Below are 15,665 nucleotides of genomic sequence, written 5' to 3'. Positions count from 1 at the left end.
GACGCCAGGCCGAACTGTAGCCAATATATTTTTTGGCTCAGACGGCCCAAGGTAATGAGAACGACAATCGGCAGCAACTCCAACTCCTACCTCTACTCCGTTTATGAAAACTTCTCTAGTCACCGCAAACCCTAAAAATTCGGCTCCTGAAAACCTTTCGGATCCGTGGAGATCATTCACCCAGGGAGTGTGGACTGAAGAGATCAACGTTCGCGACTTCATCGTCAGCAATGTCACTCCATACACAGACGACGAGGCGTTCCTCACCGGACCGACCGACCGCACTCGCAAGCTCTCCGACAAACTCGCGGTTCTCCTCAAGAAGGAAATCGAGAGTGGCGGTGTGCTCGACGCCGATGAGAAAGTCGTCGGCACCATCAGTTCCCACGGTGCGGGATACATCGATCGCGATCTCGAACAGATCGTCGGTCTACAAACGGATGCCCCACTCAAGCGTGCGATGCTTCCTTATGGCGGCCGCCGCATCGCCGACCAGGCCTTGGTGGCTCATGGCAGAAAGATGGACCCACAGGTCGAGGACTTCTTCATCAAACACCGCAAAACCCACAACGATGGTGTGTTTGATGCTTACACTCCGGAAATTCGGAAAGCACGCTCGATCGGCATCATCACCGGTCTGCCCGATGGCTACGGCCGCGGACGAATCATCGGCGACTACCGCCGCGTCGCTCTCTACGGAGTCGATCGCTTGATCGCGGATAAAAAGCAGCAGCACGCCGCTTCGAACGATGGCGAATTTTCCGATGCCTGGGTGCGTGAGCGCGAAGAGCTCAGCGACCAAGTCCGCGCCCTGACCGAACTCAAGCAGATGGCTGCTGCTTATGGGCTCGATATCAGCCGACCCGCTGCCAACGGTCGCGAAGCCGTCCAGTGGACCTACTTCGGCTACCTCGGCGCTGCCAAGCAACAAAACGGCGCGGCCATGTCCTTCGGCAGAACGTCGACCTTCTTCGACATCTACTTCGAGCGCGACCTCGCTGAAGGAACCATCAACGAAGAGCAGATCCAGGAGATCATCGACCACCTGGTGATGAAGATGCGGATCATCCGTTTCATCCGCACACCCGACTACGACGCGCTGTTCTCCGGCGATCCGACTTGGGTCACGGAATCTGTCGGCGGCATGACCGAATGCGGCAAGACACTCGTCACCAAGTCCTCGTTCCGCATGTTGCAGACGCTCTACAACCTGGGCCCAGCACCCGAGCCGAACCTCACCGTTTTGTGGGCACGCGAAATGCCCGATGCCTTCAAGCAGTTCTGCGCCAAGGTTTCCATCGAGACCTCGTCCATTCAATACGAGAACGATGACCTGATGCGCTCCTACTGGGGCGACGACTACGGAATCGCCTGCTGCGTTTCCGCCATGCGCCTCGGCAAGCAGATGCAATTCTTCGGTGCCCGAGCCAACCTCGCGAAAGCCATGCTTTACGCGATCAACGGCGGACGCGACGAAAACACCGGCGAGCAAATCACGCCGAAGATGCCATCGATCACCGGTGACACACTCGAATACGATGAGCTCATGGAGCGCTTCGATGTCACCCTCGACTGGCTCGCCGCGACCTACGTCAAGGCACTCAACATCATCCACTACATGCACGACAAGTATTGTCCCGAGCATGTGATGATGGCACTGCATGACCGTGAAATACTCCGCACCATGGCTTGCGGCATCGCCGGACTTTCCGTTGCCGCCGACTCGCTCTCTGCGATCAAACACGCCAAGGTCACCATCATCCGCAACGAAGATGGACTCGCCATCGACTACAAGATCGACGGTGATTACCCCGCCTTCGGCAACGACGACGACCGTGTGGATCAAATCGCCAACGACCTGGTCGAACTCTTCATGAGCAAGATTCGCAAGCAGCCAACCTACCGCGGATCCACACCGACGCAGTCCATTCTGACCATCACCTCAAACGTGGTTTACGGCAAGAAGACCGGCAACACCCCGGATGGCAGAAGAGCGGGCGAGCCCTTTGGCCCGGGCGCAAACCCCATGCACAAGCGCGACACCAAAGGCCCTGTCGCTTCGATGTCATCCGTCGCGAAACTCCCCTACGAGCACAGTCAGGACGGGATTTCCTACACCTTCTCCATCGTGCCAAAAGCCCTCGGGCAAACCGAGCTTGAGCGGATCAACAACCTTGCCAGCCTGCTCGAAGGTTACTTCACCGAGGACGGCCACCACATCAACGTCAACGTCTTCGACAAGGAAACCTTGCTCGATGCGATGGAGCATCCCGAGGAATATCCACAGCTGACTGTCCGGGTCTCAGGCTACGCAGTGAACTTCATCAAGCTCACCCGTGAGCAGCAGATGGATGTCATCAGCCGCACCTTCCACGGCGAGTAAGACCTCACATCAAGCGAAGTCTCTAATGCCGTCCCTCACACAGCCCACCACCACACCACCTTGTGAGGTGGTCGGGCAGGTTCATTCCATCGAGACGATGGGCACCGTCGACGGCCCGGGGCTTCGCTACGTGCTGTTTCTCGCAGGTTGTCCGTTGCGCTGCCAGTATTGTCACAATTCGGACGCGCAAGGACCACCGATCGGTACGCCGACGACTCCAGGCGCTGCCATCGCCGACATTATCCGCTACAAGGCCTTCATCAAGAGTGGCGGGCTGACCATCAGCGGTGGGGAGCCCTTGCTCCAACCGGACTTCGTTCGCGAACTCTTCAAGCTCGCCAAGGAGCACGAGCTTCACACCACGCTCGATACTTCCGGATTCCTCGGCGCTGCTGCCGATGACGAACTACTAGAGCACACGGATCTCGTCCTGCTCGATATCAAGAGTGGTGACCCCGCCGTCTACAAGCGCACCACCGGCGTCGATCTGGAGCCCACGCTCACCTTCGCCCGCCGGCTCGATGAGAAGGGAGTCCCCGTCTGGCTGCGCTTCGTTCTGGTGCCCGGTCTCACCGATGCCGAAGCGAACGTCGAGAAGGTCGCCGAGTTCGCCGCCACTCTGAGCAACGTCGAGCGCATTCAGATTCTCCCCTTCCACAAAATGGGTGAGCATAAATTCGAAACGGCCGGCAAGGCATACAAGCTGGCGAATACCCCTTCACCTACGGACGACCAGGTTCAGGCCGCCCGGGAGATTTTCAAGCGTCACGGACTCACCGCGGAATAGTCGGATTTCTGACCGACGGCGCGTGAGCCTATGAGCACTCGTTACACCGTCATGCCCAAGCACACGAAAAACCGCTGGCTGATCGCCGCGTCCGCCGTCGGAATCCACGTATCCATTGGTTCAGTTTACGCCTACAGCGCGTGGAAGATGCCCCTCGAGAACACCTTCGGCTGGTCATCATCGAACACCGCGCTGGCATTCAGCATTGCGATCTTCTTTCTCGGCGTTTCGGCCGCATTTCTTGGACGCTTCATCGAGAAAAAAGGACCGTCCAAAGGCGGACTTCTCTCCGCTGCCTTTTTCTGCACCGGCCTGATCGGATCCGGCATCGCCTGCTGGATGGAGAACCTCATGCTGTTCTACCTCTTCTTCGGCTTGGTCAGCGGCATCGGCCTGGGACTGGGCTACATCGCCCCGGTTTCCACCCTCGTGAAATGGTTCCCGGATCGGCGGGGACTCGCCACTGGTCTCGCCATCATGGGCTTCGGTTTCGGCGGATTGGTGTGCGCGAAGCTGATCGATTTCTTCGTTCCTCCCCAGCAGGAAATCGTCCTCGGTGCCGACGCCTCGACTTACGAATACTTCCGAGCGGCGCAGGACGACACCGCGGCCGCCGGGGAACAACTCGTCGGCACGCCATCGCTTGAAGAGTTCAAAACCAACAGTGCGCGGGTTGCCGAGTTGTTCCGCCTCGATCAAACTGAAACCGCCGAGTACGAGCGTCTCGTCGCCGCGACGAAGCCATTCAAGTCCGCCGTTCTTTACGACAAGAAATCCATCGCCACCGCGTTCATCTTTCTTGGTGTGATCTACTTCTGCATCATGCTGCCAAGCGCGCTCTACATCACACCACCACCGGAAGGCTACGCGGAGAAACTCGCCGCCACCAAAAAGTCCGCTGGTGCTCCGGTCAACGATCCCGCTGGAGAAATGACCGCCATGCAAGCCATCCGTACCCCTGGCTTCTACGGCTTGTGGTTGATGCTCTTCATCAACGTGTCCTGCGGCATTGCCGTCATCGCTACCGCCAAGAAAATGGGTTACGAGATGGTCCGTCTGGATATCGCCATGGCGAGCTTCCTGGTGATGGGCATCTCACTCTTCAATGGACTCGGGCGCATTCTCTGGGCATCATTCTCAGACCACATCGGCCGAGCGAATACCTACATCGCTTTCTTCGCCATCCAGATCGTCGCTTTCCCGTTACTCGCCAATCTGACCACCGTGCCGTGGGCCTTCGTCGCTGTCACCTTCCTGATCCTCACCTGCTACGGCGGCGGCTTCGCCAGCATCCCCGCCTACATCAGCGATCTGTTCGGACTGAAGGAAATGCCCACCATTCACGGCTTCATCCTCACCGCGTGGTCACTCGCCGGCATCGTCGGACCGATGCTCAACGCTTACGTCTACGAGCGCACTCACAGCTACCAGCAGAGCCTCTACATCTTCGGCGGAGCCTTCGTCCTTGCGCTGATCATCGCCATCCTCGTGCGCTTTGAGATCAAGCGCATTCGCCGCTTCTACGCCAGACTGCCGCATGGGTCGGTTCCTGAGAAGGGGTATTCAGACTGAGTCAGCGTCAGGTGGTTGAGCTGCTGCGGTTTCATGGAGGCGTTTTTTCCCAACCGCCTGAGATGTCCCGGGAACTTCTTCGTCACCGTTGGGCGAAGCTTTGGCCATTCACGAGTGAGGTAGTGGGGCCAGTCGCTTGCCGGTTTCCAACGAATGCAGGATCTCGGTGTGAATCTTCCAGATGGGGAGCGAGGAGGGCAAGGCATGAAACGGAGCGCGCACGCCAGGGCTCATCGCGGGTGATGGAAATGAGATGGCGATAAACAGGAATGAGAGTTTGATGAGTTCGTTGTGGACCGATTTGCCATGGAGTCGATCCCGATCCCGCATCCGCAATTTACACAAGGTTGGGTGGCAAGTATGGCTGTTTGCCATGAATACCTCGTTTTCTCTCGCGCTCTCGATCGTGGTATTTGCTCTCAATGGGCGTGCCGCTCCGGAAGCTCTGGCTTCTTACGATCGGGCGACAGATCCCCATGGTTTCACGGTGTTCATGAGGGACGGCGGCTGGTGCTGGTATCAGGACCCGCGTGCGATCCTCCATGACGACAAGGTGATTGTCGGGTCCGTGAAGGGAAACGGCAAGGGCTCGGCCCTTATCGGGGTGTACGATCTTAAAGCCGGTAAATCCTTGGGAAATACGACAATGGTCGAAGACTTCCGGCGAGACGATCACAACTCGCCGGTCTTTTTCGTGCGCTCGGATGGCAGCGTGTTGGCAACCTGCGCCCTGCATGGAAACGACCGGCTTCACCACTCGCGCATTTCCGACCCCGGGGACGTCACGAAATGGGGCGCCCGCTTCACCCACGAGCGTAAGCTTCCCGGCAGGGACAAGGTCACCTACATGAACCTTTACCCGATGGAGAAAGAGGGAAGGCTCTACAATTTCTTCCGGGGTATCGAGTTCAACCCGACCTTTGTCTGGTCGACCGATGAGGGGCTGACGTGGAGCGATCCGGAGCACTTCATCAAGAGCGAGGTCAAAGGTCGCCACCGTCCCTACGCCCGCTACGCCGGTAATGGCACCGATACGGTGTACGTAAGTTTCACTGATGCCCATCCGAGAGACTATGGAAATAGTATTTACTATACCGAGTTTCGTGATGGGAAGTTTTTCAAAGCGGACGGCAGCCTTATCAAAAGCCTCGACACCGCTGGCCCACTGCGACCGAGCGAGGCGGAGCTGGTTTACAAGGGGACTGGAAAGCCAGGCCGCGCTCATGATCTCAGCGCCGAAGGCGCGGCGTGGACAAGTTCGATGTCGGTCGATGCAGATGGTCATCCACACATCGGATATACGCTCTATCTGAGCAATTCCGACCACCGCTATCGGCTTGCATCATGGGACGGCTCCAAGTGGATCGACCGCGAAGTCGCCTACGGCGGAAACTGTCTCTACGACCGTGAATCGAGCTACACCGGACTGATTACCACCGATCCAGTCGATCCCTCGTGGGTCTACATTTCCACCGATGTTGATCCCTCCAGCGGCAAGGACAGCGGCGGAAAGCACGAAGTCTACCGGGCAAAAGTCGGCATGGCTGACGATGTGAAGTCGATCGAATGGCAGCCCCTGACCAGGGGTTCGGAGGTGCGCAATATCCGCCCCATCGTGCTGCGGGACGGTGACACACGGGTGGTTCTTTGGAACCGCGGTGATTTCAAGACTTACATCGATTACGATCTGGATACGGTTGGGATCGTTGAGACAGTGGGTGATTTTTAATGGAAAGAAGTGCATGCCCTAACGGCGAACGCTGGCTTCCGCCGTTTCACGAAAGCTGGGTGATCGGAATGGAGCACTACCCCTCTTCGTGATCTCGGACACATCGGAATCCGATGTGATTGGTGGGCGACTCGGTGTCCTGGGACTGCCTCGCGGCTGGCCGGTAGCGGAGACAGTAGGATTCATGACAGAGAAAGGATCCGCCTTTCATGATGCGATGAACGAGGCCGCCGCCGCGCTCGCCGGTATCACGATTCACCCACACCTCCGGGCCCTTGGGATTGTCGGTTTCGCCTTTTGTGTAGTATCCGGGATCGTAATAATCAGAGCAGATTTCCCAGACGTTGCCTGCCATGTCATGCAGTCCATAACCATTCGCGGGAAAAGTGCCAACGGGTGCGGTGAATTCGTAGCCGTCTTCCGCGCTGTTGCGGTTCGGGAAGTCTCCTTGCCAGATATTGGCGAGCGAGGCGCCGGGTGGTTTGGGCTCGTCTCCCCATGTGTAGATTTTTCCCACAAGACCACCGCGGGCAGCGAACTCCCACTCAGCTTCAGTCGGCAAACGCTTGCCGGCCCATTCGGCATAACTACTGGCATCCTCGTAGGTGATGCATACCACCGGGTGATCTCCCTTGCCCTCGATGTCAGAGCCCGCACCCATTGGCGACCGCCAGTTGGCTTCACTTTTCCAACTCCACCAGTTGAGGTACTTGCCGGGCATGTTCGGGTTGCCTTCGGTTCCGGACTGGGGAACGAAGACGATGGCCCCGTTGGGAAACTCCTTGCCGGGAAGACTCGCTTGAGCGGCAGCGGGAAAGTCTTCAGCTTTTACGATCCGCTCGGCGAAAGTCACGTAGCCGGTGGCAGCGACAAAGGCGGCGAACTGATCGTTGGTCACCTCGAACTGGTCGATCCAGAAGGAATCAACCATGACCTCATGGGCCGGCTTTTCCTCAGGGAAGCTCTTTGGACCGCTCTCGGTTGCAAAGTCGCCATCGTGACCCCTCAGCACGGTTCCGCCCGGGATGAAGATCATTCCATCGCGCGACCCGGGGCCGCTGGACTCTTTGGATCCGACAATTTTGGAAGTCTTCGAGGGCTCGGAATCGCAGGCTGCGAAAAAGAGGATCGGTAGGATGGCGAAATGCTTCATGGGCCTGTTCGGATGCTAAAGCGGCACGGTGGTCGCGCCACCGCGAAATTCCGGTGAGCCGCTGCTATTCGTTGATGGAATGCGAAGGGCGTCATTGGCCCGGTTTTCGAATTGGTTCCCATTGGTGTCGCGCTTTCATCACTCGCCGGTGACCTGATGTGTGCCTCACGGATTTGTATGATGAAAGGAACTGGATTCGAGCACCGTTGGAGTGCATGAATCCATGAAATCCTCGCTTTCTTCGAGCTCCTCGCGCCGGACTTTCCTCAAGCAGTCCGCTGGAGTGCTTGCGACCCCTTTCGTCGCTCCGCTGATTCTTGCCAAGCCGGTCAATGGAGCGAACGAGAAGCTCAATCTCGCCTGGGTCGGTTTCGGAAATCAGGGCGGCGGAGATCTCGTCGCCTGCTCCAACGGCCACAACGTCGTGGCACTGTGCGACTGTGATCCGAATACATGGGGTGATAAGAAGAAACGCTTTCCGCAAGCGAAGTTCTACTTGGACTTCCGCAAGATGCTTGAGGAAATGGGCGACCAAATCGATGCCGTCGGGGTCGGAACGCCCGACCATACCCACTTTGCGATCGCCTACATGGCGATGAGCATGGGCAAACACGTCTTTGTCGAGAAGCCCCTTGTGCATTCCCTGTGGGAGGCCCGCACCTTGCAGGAACTCGCCCTTGAGAAGAAGCTGATCACGCAGATGGGAAATCAGGGCCACGCCTTTGAAGGTGCCCGGCTGATCAAGGAATGGTATGAGGCCGGATTGATCGGCGAAGTCCGTGAAGTGATCACCTGGACCGATCGCCCGAAGGCGGGTTGGGGATTCAATGGAGTGGTGAAAACCGAGTTCCCGTCGGCGGAACCCTTGCCCAAGGGCATGGATTGGGATCTGTGGCTTGGCCCGGTCGAGAAGAAGATTCCTTTCAGCAAGGAGCTGCACCCGACGACATGGCGCCCCTGGTGGGACTTCGGCTGCGGTGGCCTCGGAGATATCGGCTGCCACACGATTGATACCGCCTACTGGGCTCTCGGTCTTGGAGCCCCTGAAAGCATTGGCGTCGAAATGCACGGTGAGGCCAATCCGATCCACACCCCGAACGGCTCAGTGGTCAGTTTCAATTTTCCGGCCCGCGACGGCAAGCCGCCGGTCGTGGTGAAATGGTACGAAGGACCTAGTATTCCCAAAGCCCCTGAAGGCATGGACTGGGACATGCCGGAGCATGGCGGGTTCCTGATGGTCGGAGAAAAGGGCGGCATCTTCCATCCGGGCATGCGCCCCGACAGCCCGCGCCTCTACCCCAAAGAGAAATGGGAAGACTACCGCAGCAATAAGGAGGCCCAGGTGGCCAAGACCCTGCCACGAACCAAGGGGATTCATCGCGACTGGACCGAAGCCGTCGTCAACGGCACCAGGGCTTGCTCGGATTTCAGCTACTCGGCCCCGCTTACCGAAGCCATTCTGCTCGGTTCCCTGACCATTCGGACCGGCAAGGGACTCACCTGGAATGAAGCGGCGATGACTATCGACGACAACCCCGAGGCCGCTGATTTGATCAAGGTCGAGGCCCGAAAAGGTTGGCGCCCGGAAGACCTTGCATGAGGGAACCTCGATGATTCCCTTGCCCAAATCGCGGAAGCGCTGCCCGGCTGCGGCAACATGTATATGATCACCTCCCTGAAACGTTTGGCCATCGTGCCTTGCTTCGTAATCTCTGGACTCCTTGCCCCTGTAGTCGTCAGCGATGCGGCAACTGGCGACACCAAAGCTCGAGTCGCGTATCCGGGATCCTTTTCCCGGCCTCCTTCCGAAGGGAAGGACTACGATACCTGGCGTGGTGCGTCTCATCCTGACATCGGTGGGACGGCGGTCGACATCGACCGCTTGCCGTCCCGGGTTGATAATTCCGTCCGTCCGCAGTTCCCGCCCATTTACAAACAGAAGTGGGGTGCTTGTGGTCAGTTCGCCTCGGTGGCTTCAATTTTCACTTACGAAATGAATGTGTTGAATGGCACCGTCGCCGACACGGATGCGACGCGATTCCCGGCCCATTTTTCGTGGAACATGATGAACAACGCTGAAAACAAAGGCTCAGAAGCCTACCACGGTTGGGAAGTGGCAAAGCGCATCGGTGTGCCAACGGCCAGGTCCTACGGCGGTGTCCGCCTGGAGAAGATTGGCGTTTGGCCAAACGGTTATCCGACCTGGCGCGAGGCGATGGAGTACCGCGTTTCGGGTTATCGCTACTCCCCGGCCCAAACCATCGACCAGCTCAACGAAGCTCGGGGTTGGCTCCATGACCGCAATCAAGCCAGGCCGAATCTACCGGCCATCGGTGGACTGTTTGCCATGGATGGACGCATGGGCGAAATGGAAAAAGTCACAGTGACCATTCCGAAAGGTGAGCATGAGGCGGGCAAAGACATCTGGACCCGCTGGGGCCCGAGCGGTTACGGGCACGGACTCACTTGTGTGGGATACGATGACCAGGTCGGATACGATTTGAATTGCGACGGCAAGATTACCAACGACATCGACCTCAACGATGATGGTAAGGTCACCCTCGCCGACTGGGAACGCGGGGCCTACATCGTCGTCAACTCATGGGGTGAAAAGTGGTCAGGCGACGGCCGGATCTATCTGCTCTACAGCGCGATGATTGACCCGACATGGGAACGGGGAAATTACTTGGGCCGGGCCGAAGTTGCGCGCTACCTGCCGCGCAGGACTCTAAGGCTCAAGCTCGCCTGCGATAACCGGACAGACCTGCGGATGAGCATCGGGATCTCGGGTGACAAGGATGCCGCCGCCTCAGATCACGAGTTCGCTCCGCAAGCATTCAATGGCTGGCCCCTGTTTGGCCGGGGTAATGCAGGTCAAGTTCCGATGGCGGGCCCGAATGACAACACACCGATCGAAGTCGGGATCGACCTCACGCCTCTCCTGAAGGATCTGGGTCCCGACGAGGACGGCGAAGGTCGCTTTTTCCTGAAGCTCAGCTGTGCTGACGGGAGCGACGCCGTCGGCGAACTGCATGAGTGCGCGATCCGCAGCTATGACGACCAAGGTGGCTTCATTCAGGAATCGGAAGTGGAGTTGGAAGGGGCGAGCTTTGGAAAATCACCACTCAGGATTGAGGCGATCATCAGCGGTCTCGAACGTGGGTAAGTGACTTTCGGATGAGCGGGAGACATCCGCTTTTCGCGCCGGAGCTGCCACGGCGTTGAAGCGTTTGCAGTTTGTTCAGGCTGACCCGATTCGCTCACCGGCGAGGGCCAAGAATTTGATCTTCGAAAGGCGATCGTTCAAATGCAATAATGAACCCTTACGGCGGTCTCTTCCCGTCGACCGACCTGCCTAAGGCGGATAAAAACATAAGGATGTTTGGCGCTACGCGGGAATCCGCAGAAGTCCCGCATTTTTGTGGATCTCCTTGATTTTGAGGGCTTCCAGATGAAATTTTTAGTCCCCATAACCACCATGCCCAAACTCAGCCATGAAAACCATTCTGACCGGTATCGACTTCACCGCACCGTCGCCGGCGGTGCTTCGCCACGCGATTCACGTGGCTCGGCCTTCGGGCAACCCGGTCCATGCGGTCCATGTTCTGGACTCAGGAAGGATCGCTCGTTGGGCATCTGGAGGAGAAAGAACTTCAGCCGACGCGCTCAGCGAACAGGCGCAGCATCGGCTTGATGCCTTCGTCTCCGAGCACGCTCCCGATGCTGGCGTGGCAACCGAGATCCGCGTCGGCCGCACAGCCACGGAGTTATGTCATGCGGTCGAGGAACACGACGCGGACCTGCTGGTGATCGCGGCGAACGACCTGACAAAGAAGCGGCTCGGATCGGTGGCGTCGGCCTGTGTGCGCTGCGCGGCTTGCGACGTGATGGTGCTGCGCGATTGGCAGGAAGGTGACTTCGAAAAAATCGTGGTATGCACGGATTTCTCGGCGATGTCCGCGCGTGCGATGGAGCGTGGAGCCCGTCTGGCCGCCGCCAATGGTGCCCGGTTGGAGATCGTCCACGTGCTTTATCCACCGGACCATGACTTGTGGGGTGTAGCGGTGGAGATCGGCGAGGAACCGGAGGAAGGTTATGCCACTCGCTGCCGCGAGCGCGCACGTCGCGAGGGCGAGGACTTCCTTGCTTCCCACACGGCGGCCCTGGAGAAGGTCGACCACCAGTTGGTGATCCTCGAATCGGAAGTTCCCTCGGTCGCAATCAACTCCTACCTCGAGGACTCAGGCGCGGACCTCGCGGTTCTCGGTACACGGGGCCATTCACGCATCGGTGGGATGTTCCTCGGGACCAACGCCGAGCGGCTGCTTCACGACGTGGCCGTCTCCGTAGTCGCCGTGCGCCCTGACGAGGCGAGTCATTGATCCGGGGGGGTAACCCGCCATGGCCAAGATTCCATTCAGAGACCCTGATCACGATGCGCCGTGCCACTTTCACCATCGGGAAATCCCGGAAGTGGTGCGCTTGCTGGGGTCCGACTGCGGACACGGGCTGGCCACCACCGAGGTCGCCAATCGCCAGGAAAAATACGGCCTGAACCGTGTCACTGCCCGTGCCGGAACGCCGCCATGGAAGCGCTTCCTGCTCCAGTTTCACGCGCCGCTCGTTTACATCCTCCTCGCTGCCGCGACCGTCACACTTTTCCTCCACGAATGGGTCGATGCCTCGGTGATCACCGCGGTGGTACTGGTGAATGCGATCATCGGCTACTTTCAAGAAGCGAAGGCCGAGAAAGCCATCGCTGCGCTGGGTGAAATGGTCGGCACCGAAGCCACCGTGCGCCGCGACGGCCGACGCCAGCGGGTGCCCTCGGCCGAGCTCGTTCCCGGCGACGTGGTGTTGCTGCAAGGCGGCGACCGCGTGCCGGCCGACCTGCGTTTGTTTGAAGTCCAGAACCTGCATGTCGATGAAGCCCCACTGACCGGCGAGTCACTGCCGGTCTCCAAGCATGTCGACCCACTTGAGCGCGACGTGGTGCTCGCCGACCGGCGCAACCAAGCCTATGCCGGCACGCTTGTCACCGCTGGTCAGGCGGAGGGGCTGGTGTGGGCAACCGGAGACAGGACCGAAACCGGGCGCATCGCTTGGCTGATCGCCGAGGCGACCGAGATCTCCACGCCGCTGACGCGCAAGATCGCCGCTTTCAGCCGGCTGCTGCTATGGGTGATTTTGGCGCTTGCCGCAGCTACTTTCGCCGTCGGTGTGCTGCGCGGGCAGTCGCCGGTGGAGATGTTCAAGGCGGCGGTCGCCCTGGCGGTGGGAGCCATTCCCGAAGGCCTGCCGGCCGCTGTAACGATTGTGCTCGCGATCGGCGTCAATCGCATGGCCAAGCGGCGCGCAATCCTGCGCAAGCTGCCCGCGGTCGAAACGCTGGGAAGTACGACGGTGATCTGCTCGGACAAGACCGGCACGCTCACCCAGAACGAGATGACCGTGCAGCGGATCCATGCCGGCGGAAGGGATTACGAACTCACGGGGGTCGGCTACGGGGCCAACGGCGAAATCCTCCGCGACGGTCAAACGGTGGACTTCGCTGCCGAACCGGCGCTCCTCGAATGCCTGCGCGCCGGCGTGCTGTGCAACGAAGCCGAGTGGACGAGCGGCGACGACGGGCATGCGCGCATTCAAGGTGACCCGACCGAAGCCGCGCTGCTGGTGGCCGCGGCAAAGGGTGGGCTCGGCATGATGGAAACGCGCGAGCAGCAACCACGGATCGCGATGATTCCGTTCGAGTCCGAGCACATGTTCCGTGCGACGCTGCATGAGGCCGATGAAAACGACGACAATACGACACGGATGATCTACAAAGTCGGCGCAATCGAGCGGCTGCTGGATCGTTGCGAGGACCGGCTCGGGCCGGATGGGTCGGCGGTGCCACTGGACCGCGACGAGATCCTCTCGCGGGTCGATGAAATGGCCGCCGAAGGCTTGCGCGTGCTGGCCGTCGCGCGTCGTCGCCCCCTCTCCGGGCACGACCAACTCGAACACGGCCACGTGATGGAAGGACTCACGTTTCTCGGTCTCCAGGGGATGCTGGACCCACCCCGTCCCGAAGCGATCGAGGCGGTGGCGAACTGCCGTCACGCCGGAGTGCAGGTGAAAATGATTACTGGAGATCACGCCGTGACCGCCCGGGTCATCGCGACGCGGATCGGGATTGCCGACGAGGGGGACGACGGCATCCACGTCGTGACCGGGCGGGAGTTGGAGGACGTCGACGACGCCGACTTGCCGGCGCTGGCCGATTCGACCGAGGTCTTCGCGCGGGTCGCGCCAGAGCAGAAGCTGCGGCTCGTCCGCGCGCTGCAAGAGCACGGTCACGTGGTGGCGATGACTGGCGACGGAGTGAACGACGCGCCCGCGCTCAAGCAGGCGGACATCGGGGTGGCGATGGGCATTTCGGGGACCGACGTCGCCAAGGGCGCGGCCGACATGATCCTGGCCGACGACAATTTTGCCACGATCGAGGCCGCGGTCGAGGAGGGCCGTGGAGTCTTCGACAACCTCCGCAAGTTCATCGTCTGGACGATTCCCACCAACCTTGGTGAAGGCGGAATCATCCTGGTATCGATCCTCCTCGGCCTGACCCTGCCGGTGCTTCCGGTTCAGGTGCTTTGGGTGAACATGGCCACCGCAGTGCTGCTCGGGCTGATGCTCGTCTTCGAGCCGAAGGAGCACGATCTCATGGGACGTCCGCCGCGCGATCCGGCCCGGCCGTTGCTCACCTATCCGCTCTTCATGCGCACCGGCTTGGTCGCCCTGATCATCATCGTGGGTGGCATCTGGCTGTTTTCCCACGAAATGAACTTCGCCGGCGACACCCTCGAGGAAGCCCGCACCGCGGTGGTGAACGTGATCGTATTCGTCGAGATCGCCTACCTCTTCTGTTGTCGTTCGCTGAGTCACTCGGTGTTTTCCCTCGGGCTGGTGACGAACCGTCCCTTGCTTTTTGGTGCGCTCGGCATGGCGGCAGCTCAACTCACCTTCACCTACGCGCCCTTCATGAACCTGTTGTTCCACACCAGCCCACTCGGAGCCGGCTCGTGGATGCGTATTCTTTCGGTGGCACTTCTGTCACTCGCTGCGGTCGAGTTGGAAAAATGGATCCGCTTCGGCGGCCAACGCGGCAAAGACGCCCAGCCCGATTGATCGAACAGAACCCAAACTCCGCAGCAAGGCACGAACCGGGCCCCTGACGTACCTCTTTCATTTCCCTCTGGAGGTAACAGTTTAGCTGATTTTCTGGTCAGGACGAATCGCTGAAAAGGGGGTCGAAAAGGGGGTCAGTCAAGGTTTTCTGCTTTTTTATAATCCTTTTCCAGTTCCCGCAAAAGTTTCGCTGCCGCCTTCCAATCACTTTCCCACTTCCCCTTCGTCGGTGGATGGGACGTCAGCCGTCCGGCCCGCGTGGGGATCCCCATCACCAACTCCTTGGCGACCCAGCCAACCTTCACCGTCGTATGTCGTCTCACCATCAGCCCGATCACGCGCTTCCGCCAGTCACCCTTCGGCAACGACTTCAGTTCTCCCGGCCCGATCTTTGCCAGGCGTAGGCCGGAACGAATGATTCGACGCGCTTCGCGCTCTCCGTGGTCCCGCATCTGCTCGCCCACGTAGCCGGACTCGCGTCGATACCTCTTCTTTCCCCGTTCCCGCCCCTGACCCGCACCTAGTCGATACAGCATGCTTTCCCGAAAAGATTCACCGCCGAAATACCAGCCTCGTCTCAAGCTGGACTGCAAGGTCCGCTCTTCCTCCCCCGGAGCAGAGGGAATCCCCTTCTCCTGTCGCGCAATTTCCTCAAGATGCGCAAGCTACCTGCGCCGTTCCGCGACCTTCTCTCCAGCATACCCCCGCTGCGCAAACCCAAGATCCGCCCTCACCCAGCCAGAGCGCTTGCGTGGAGGCAACAGATAGTCGCCCAGGCTCGACCAGGGGTAACACTCGAGCCCCTTCCTCAAATTAGCTAAGCCGGCACGAAATGGGTTGAGATGGACGTAGTCGATCAACACCGAAAGGTGAG

At 59.5% G+C, this 15,665-nt stretch carries 10 protein-coding genes and 1 pseudogene; 8 read left to right on the top strand and 3 right to left on the bottom strand.

The window, feature by feature from the left end; all coding sequences use genetic code 11:
* Window positions 1–103: 103 nt before the first annotated feature.
* The 4 genes from pflB to WBG04_RS02430 all read left to right on the top strand — a co-directional run bounded on the left by pflB (window position 104) and on the right by WBG04_RS02430 (window position 6,471).
* Window positions 104–2,383, top strand: a complete 2,280-nt coding sequence (pflB, locus tag WBG04_RS02445) for a formate C-acetyltransferase (protein WP_424312760.1) — start codon at window positions 104–106, stop codon at window positions 2,381–2,383.
* 25 nt (window positions 2,384–2,408) lie between these two features.
* Window positions 2,409–3,170 (top strand): pyruvate formate-lyase-activating protein, encoded by a 762-nt coding sequence (pflA, locus tag WBG04_RS02440; protein WP_424312759.1) that lies wholly within the window; start codon window positions 2,409–2,411, stop codon window positions 3,168–3,170.
* A gap of 51 nt (window positions 3,171–3,221) precedes the next feature.
* Window positions 3,222–4,742: an OFA family MFS transporter gene (locus tag WBG04_RS02435; RefSeq protein ID WP_424312758.1), complete on the top strand. Its 1,521-nt coding sequence runs from the start codon at window positions 3,222–3,224 to the stop codon at window positions 4,740–4,742.
* A 373-nt stretch (window positions 4,743–5,115) separates the two neighbouring features.
* On the top strand, window positions 5,116–6,471 hold the full coding sequence (locus WBG04_RS02430; RefSeq protein ID WP_424312757.1) for a BNR-4 repeat-containing protein: 1,356 nt from the start codon (window positions 5,116–5,118) through the stop codon (window positions 6,469–6,471).
* A gap of 76 nt (window positions 6,472–6,547) precedes the next feature.
* On the opposite strand, the gene WBG04_RS02425 is transcribed toward WBG04_RS02430, so the two are convergent.
* Window positions 6,548–7,624 (bottom strand): formylglycine-generating enzyme family protein, encoded by a 1,077-nt coding sequence (locus WBG04_RS02425; protein WP_424312756.1) that lies wholly within the window; start codon window positions 7,622–7,624, stop codon window positions 6,548–6,550.
* Window positions 7,625–7,847: 223 nt separating this feature from the next.
* On the opposite strand from WBG04_RS02425, the gene WBG04_RS02420 reads away from it, so the two are divergent.
* From WBG04_RS02420 to WBG04_RS02405, 4 genes are all read left to right on the top strand, one after another.
* On the top strand, window positions 7,848–9,224 hold the full coding sequence (locus WBG04_RS02420) for a Gfo/Idh/MocA family oxidoreductase (protein WP_424312755.1): 1,377 nt from the start codon (window positions 7,848–7,850) through the stop codon (window positions 9,222–9,224).
* A gap of 93 nt (window positions 9,225–9,317) precedes the next feature.
* On the top strand, window positions 9,318–10,790 hold the full coding sequence (locus tag WBG04_RS02415) for a hypothetical protein (RefSeq protein ID WP_424312754.1): 1,473 nt from the start codon (window positions 9,318–9,320) through the stop codon (window positions 10,788–10,790).
* 328 nt (window positions 10,791–11,118) lie between these two features.
* Window positions 11,119–12,006 (top strand): universal stress protein, encoded by an 888-nt coding sequence (locus WBG04_RS02410; protein ID WP_424312753.1) that lies wholly within the window; start codon window positions 11,119–11,121, stop codon window positions 12,004–12,006.
* 19 nt (window positions 12,007–12,025) lie between these two features.
* Window positions 12,026–14,791 carry a cation-transporting P-type ATPase gene (locus WBG04_RS02405; protein ID WP_424312752.1) on the top strand — a complete coding sequence of 922 codons (2,766 nt, stop codon included), beginning with the start codon at window positions 12,026–12,028 and terminating at the stop codon, window positions 14,789–14,791.
* A 134-nt stretch (window positions 14,792–14,925) separates the two neighbouring features.
* Here WBG04_RS02405 and WBG04_RS02400 read toward each other — a convergent pair whose 3' ends face one another.
* Window positions 14,926–15,327, bottom strand: coding sequence for a hypothetical protein (locus tag WBG04_RS02400; protein WP_424312751.1), 402 nt, complete (start codon window positions 15,325–15,327; stop codon window positions 14,926–14,928).
* Between the two features lie 129 nt (window positions 15,328–15,456).
* A pseudogene (locus tag WBG04_RS02395) lies at window positions 15,457–15,665 on the bottom strand (transposase); the annotation flags it as partial.

This window comes from Haloferula sp., assembly GCF_049672945.1.
Taxonomy (GTDB): domain Bacteria; phylum Verrucomicrobiota; class Verrucomicrobiia; order Verrucomicrobiales; family Akkermansiaceae; genus Haloferula.
Note: the sequence above shows the minus strand (reverse complement) of the source record. Positions and strands in the feature narration are given on the sequence as shown.

Coding starts and splice junctions, on each gene's coding strand:
- pflB (WP_424312760.1), top strand. CDS start 104: ATGAAAACTTCTCTAGTCACCGCAAACCCTAAAAATTCGGCTCCTGAA.
- WBG04_RS02410 (WP_424312753.1), top strand. CDS start 11,119: ATGAAAACCATTCTGACCGGTATCGACTTCACCGCACCGTCGCCGGCG.
- pflA (WP_424312759.1), top strand. CDS start 2,409: ATGCCGTCCCTCACACAGCCCACCACCACACCACCTTGTGAGGTGGTC.
- WBG04_RS02435 (WP_424312758.1), top strand. CDS start 3,222: ATGCCCAAGCACACGAAAAACCGCTGGCTGATCGCCGCGTCCGCCGTC.
- WBG04_RS02420 (WP_424312755.1), top strand. CDS start 7,848: ATGAAATCCTCGCTTTCTTCGAGCTCCTCGCGCCGGACTTTCCTCAAG.
- WBG04_RS02430 (WP_424312757.1), top strand. CDS start 5,116: ATGAATACCTCGTTTTCTCTCGCGCTCTCGATCGTGGTATTTGCTCTC.
- WBG04_RS02400 (WP_424312751.1), bottom strand. CDS start 15,327: ATGCTGTATCGACTAGGTGCGGGTCAGGGGCGGGAACGGGGAAAGAAG.
- WBG04_RS02405 (WP_424312752.1), top strand. CDS start 12,026: ATGGCCAAGATTCCATTCAGAGACCCTGATCACGATGCGCCGTGCCAC.
- WBG04_RS02425 (WP_424312756.1), bottom strand. CDS start 7,624: ATGAAGCATTTCGCCATCCTACCGATCCTCTTTTTCGCAGCCTGCGAT.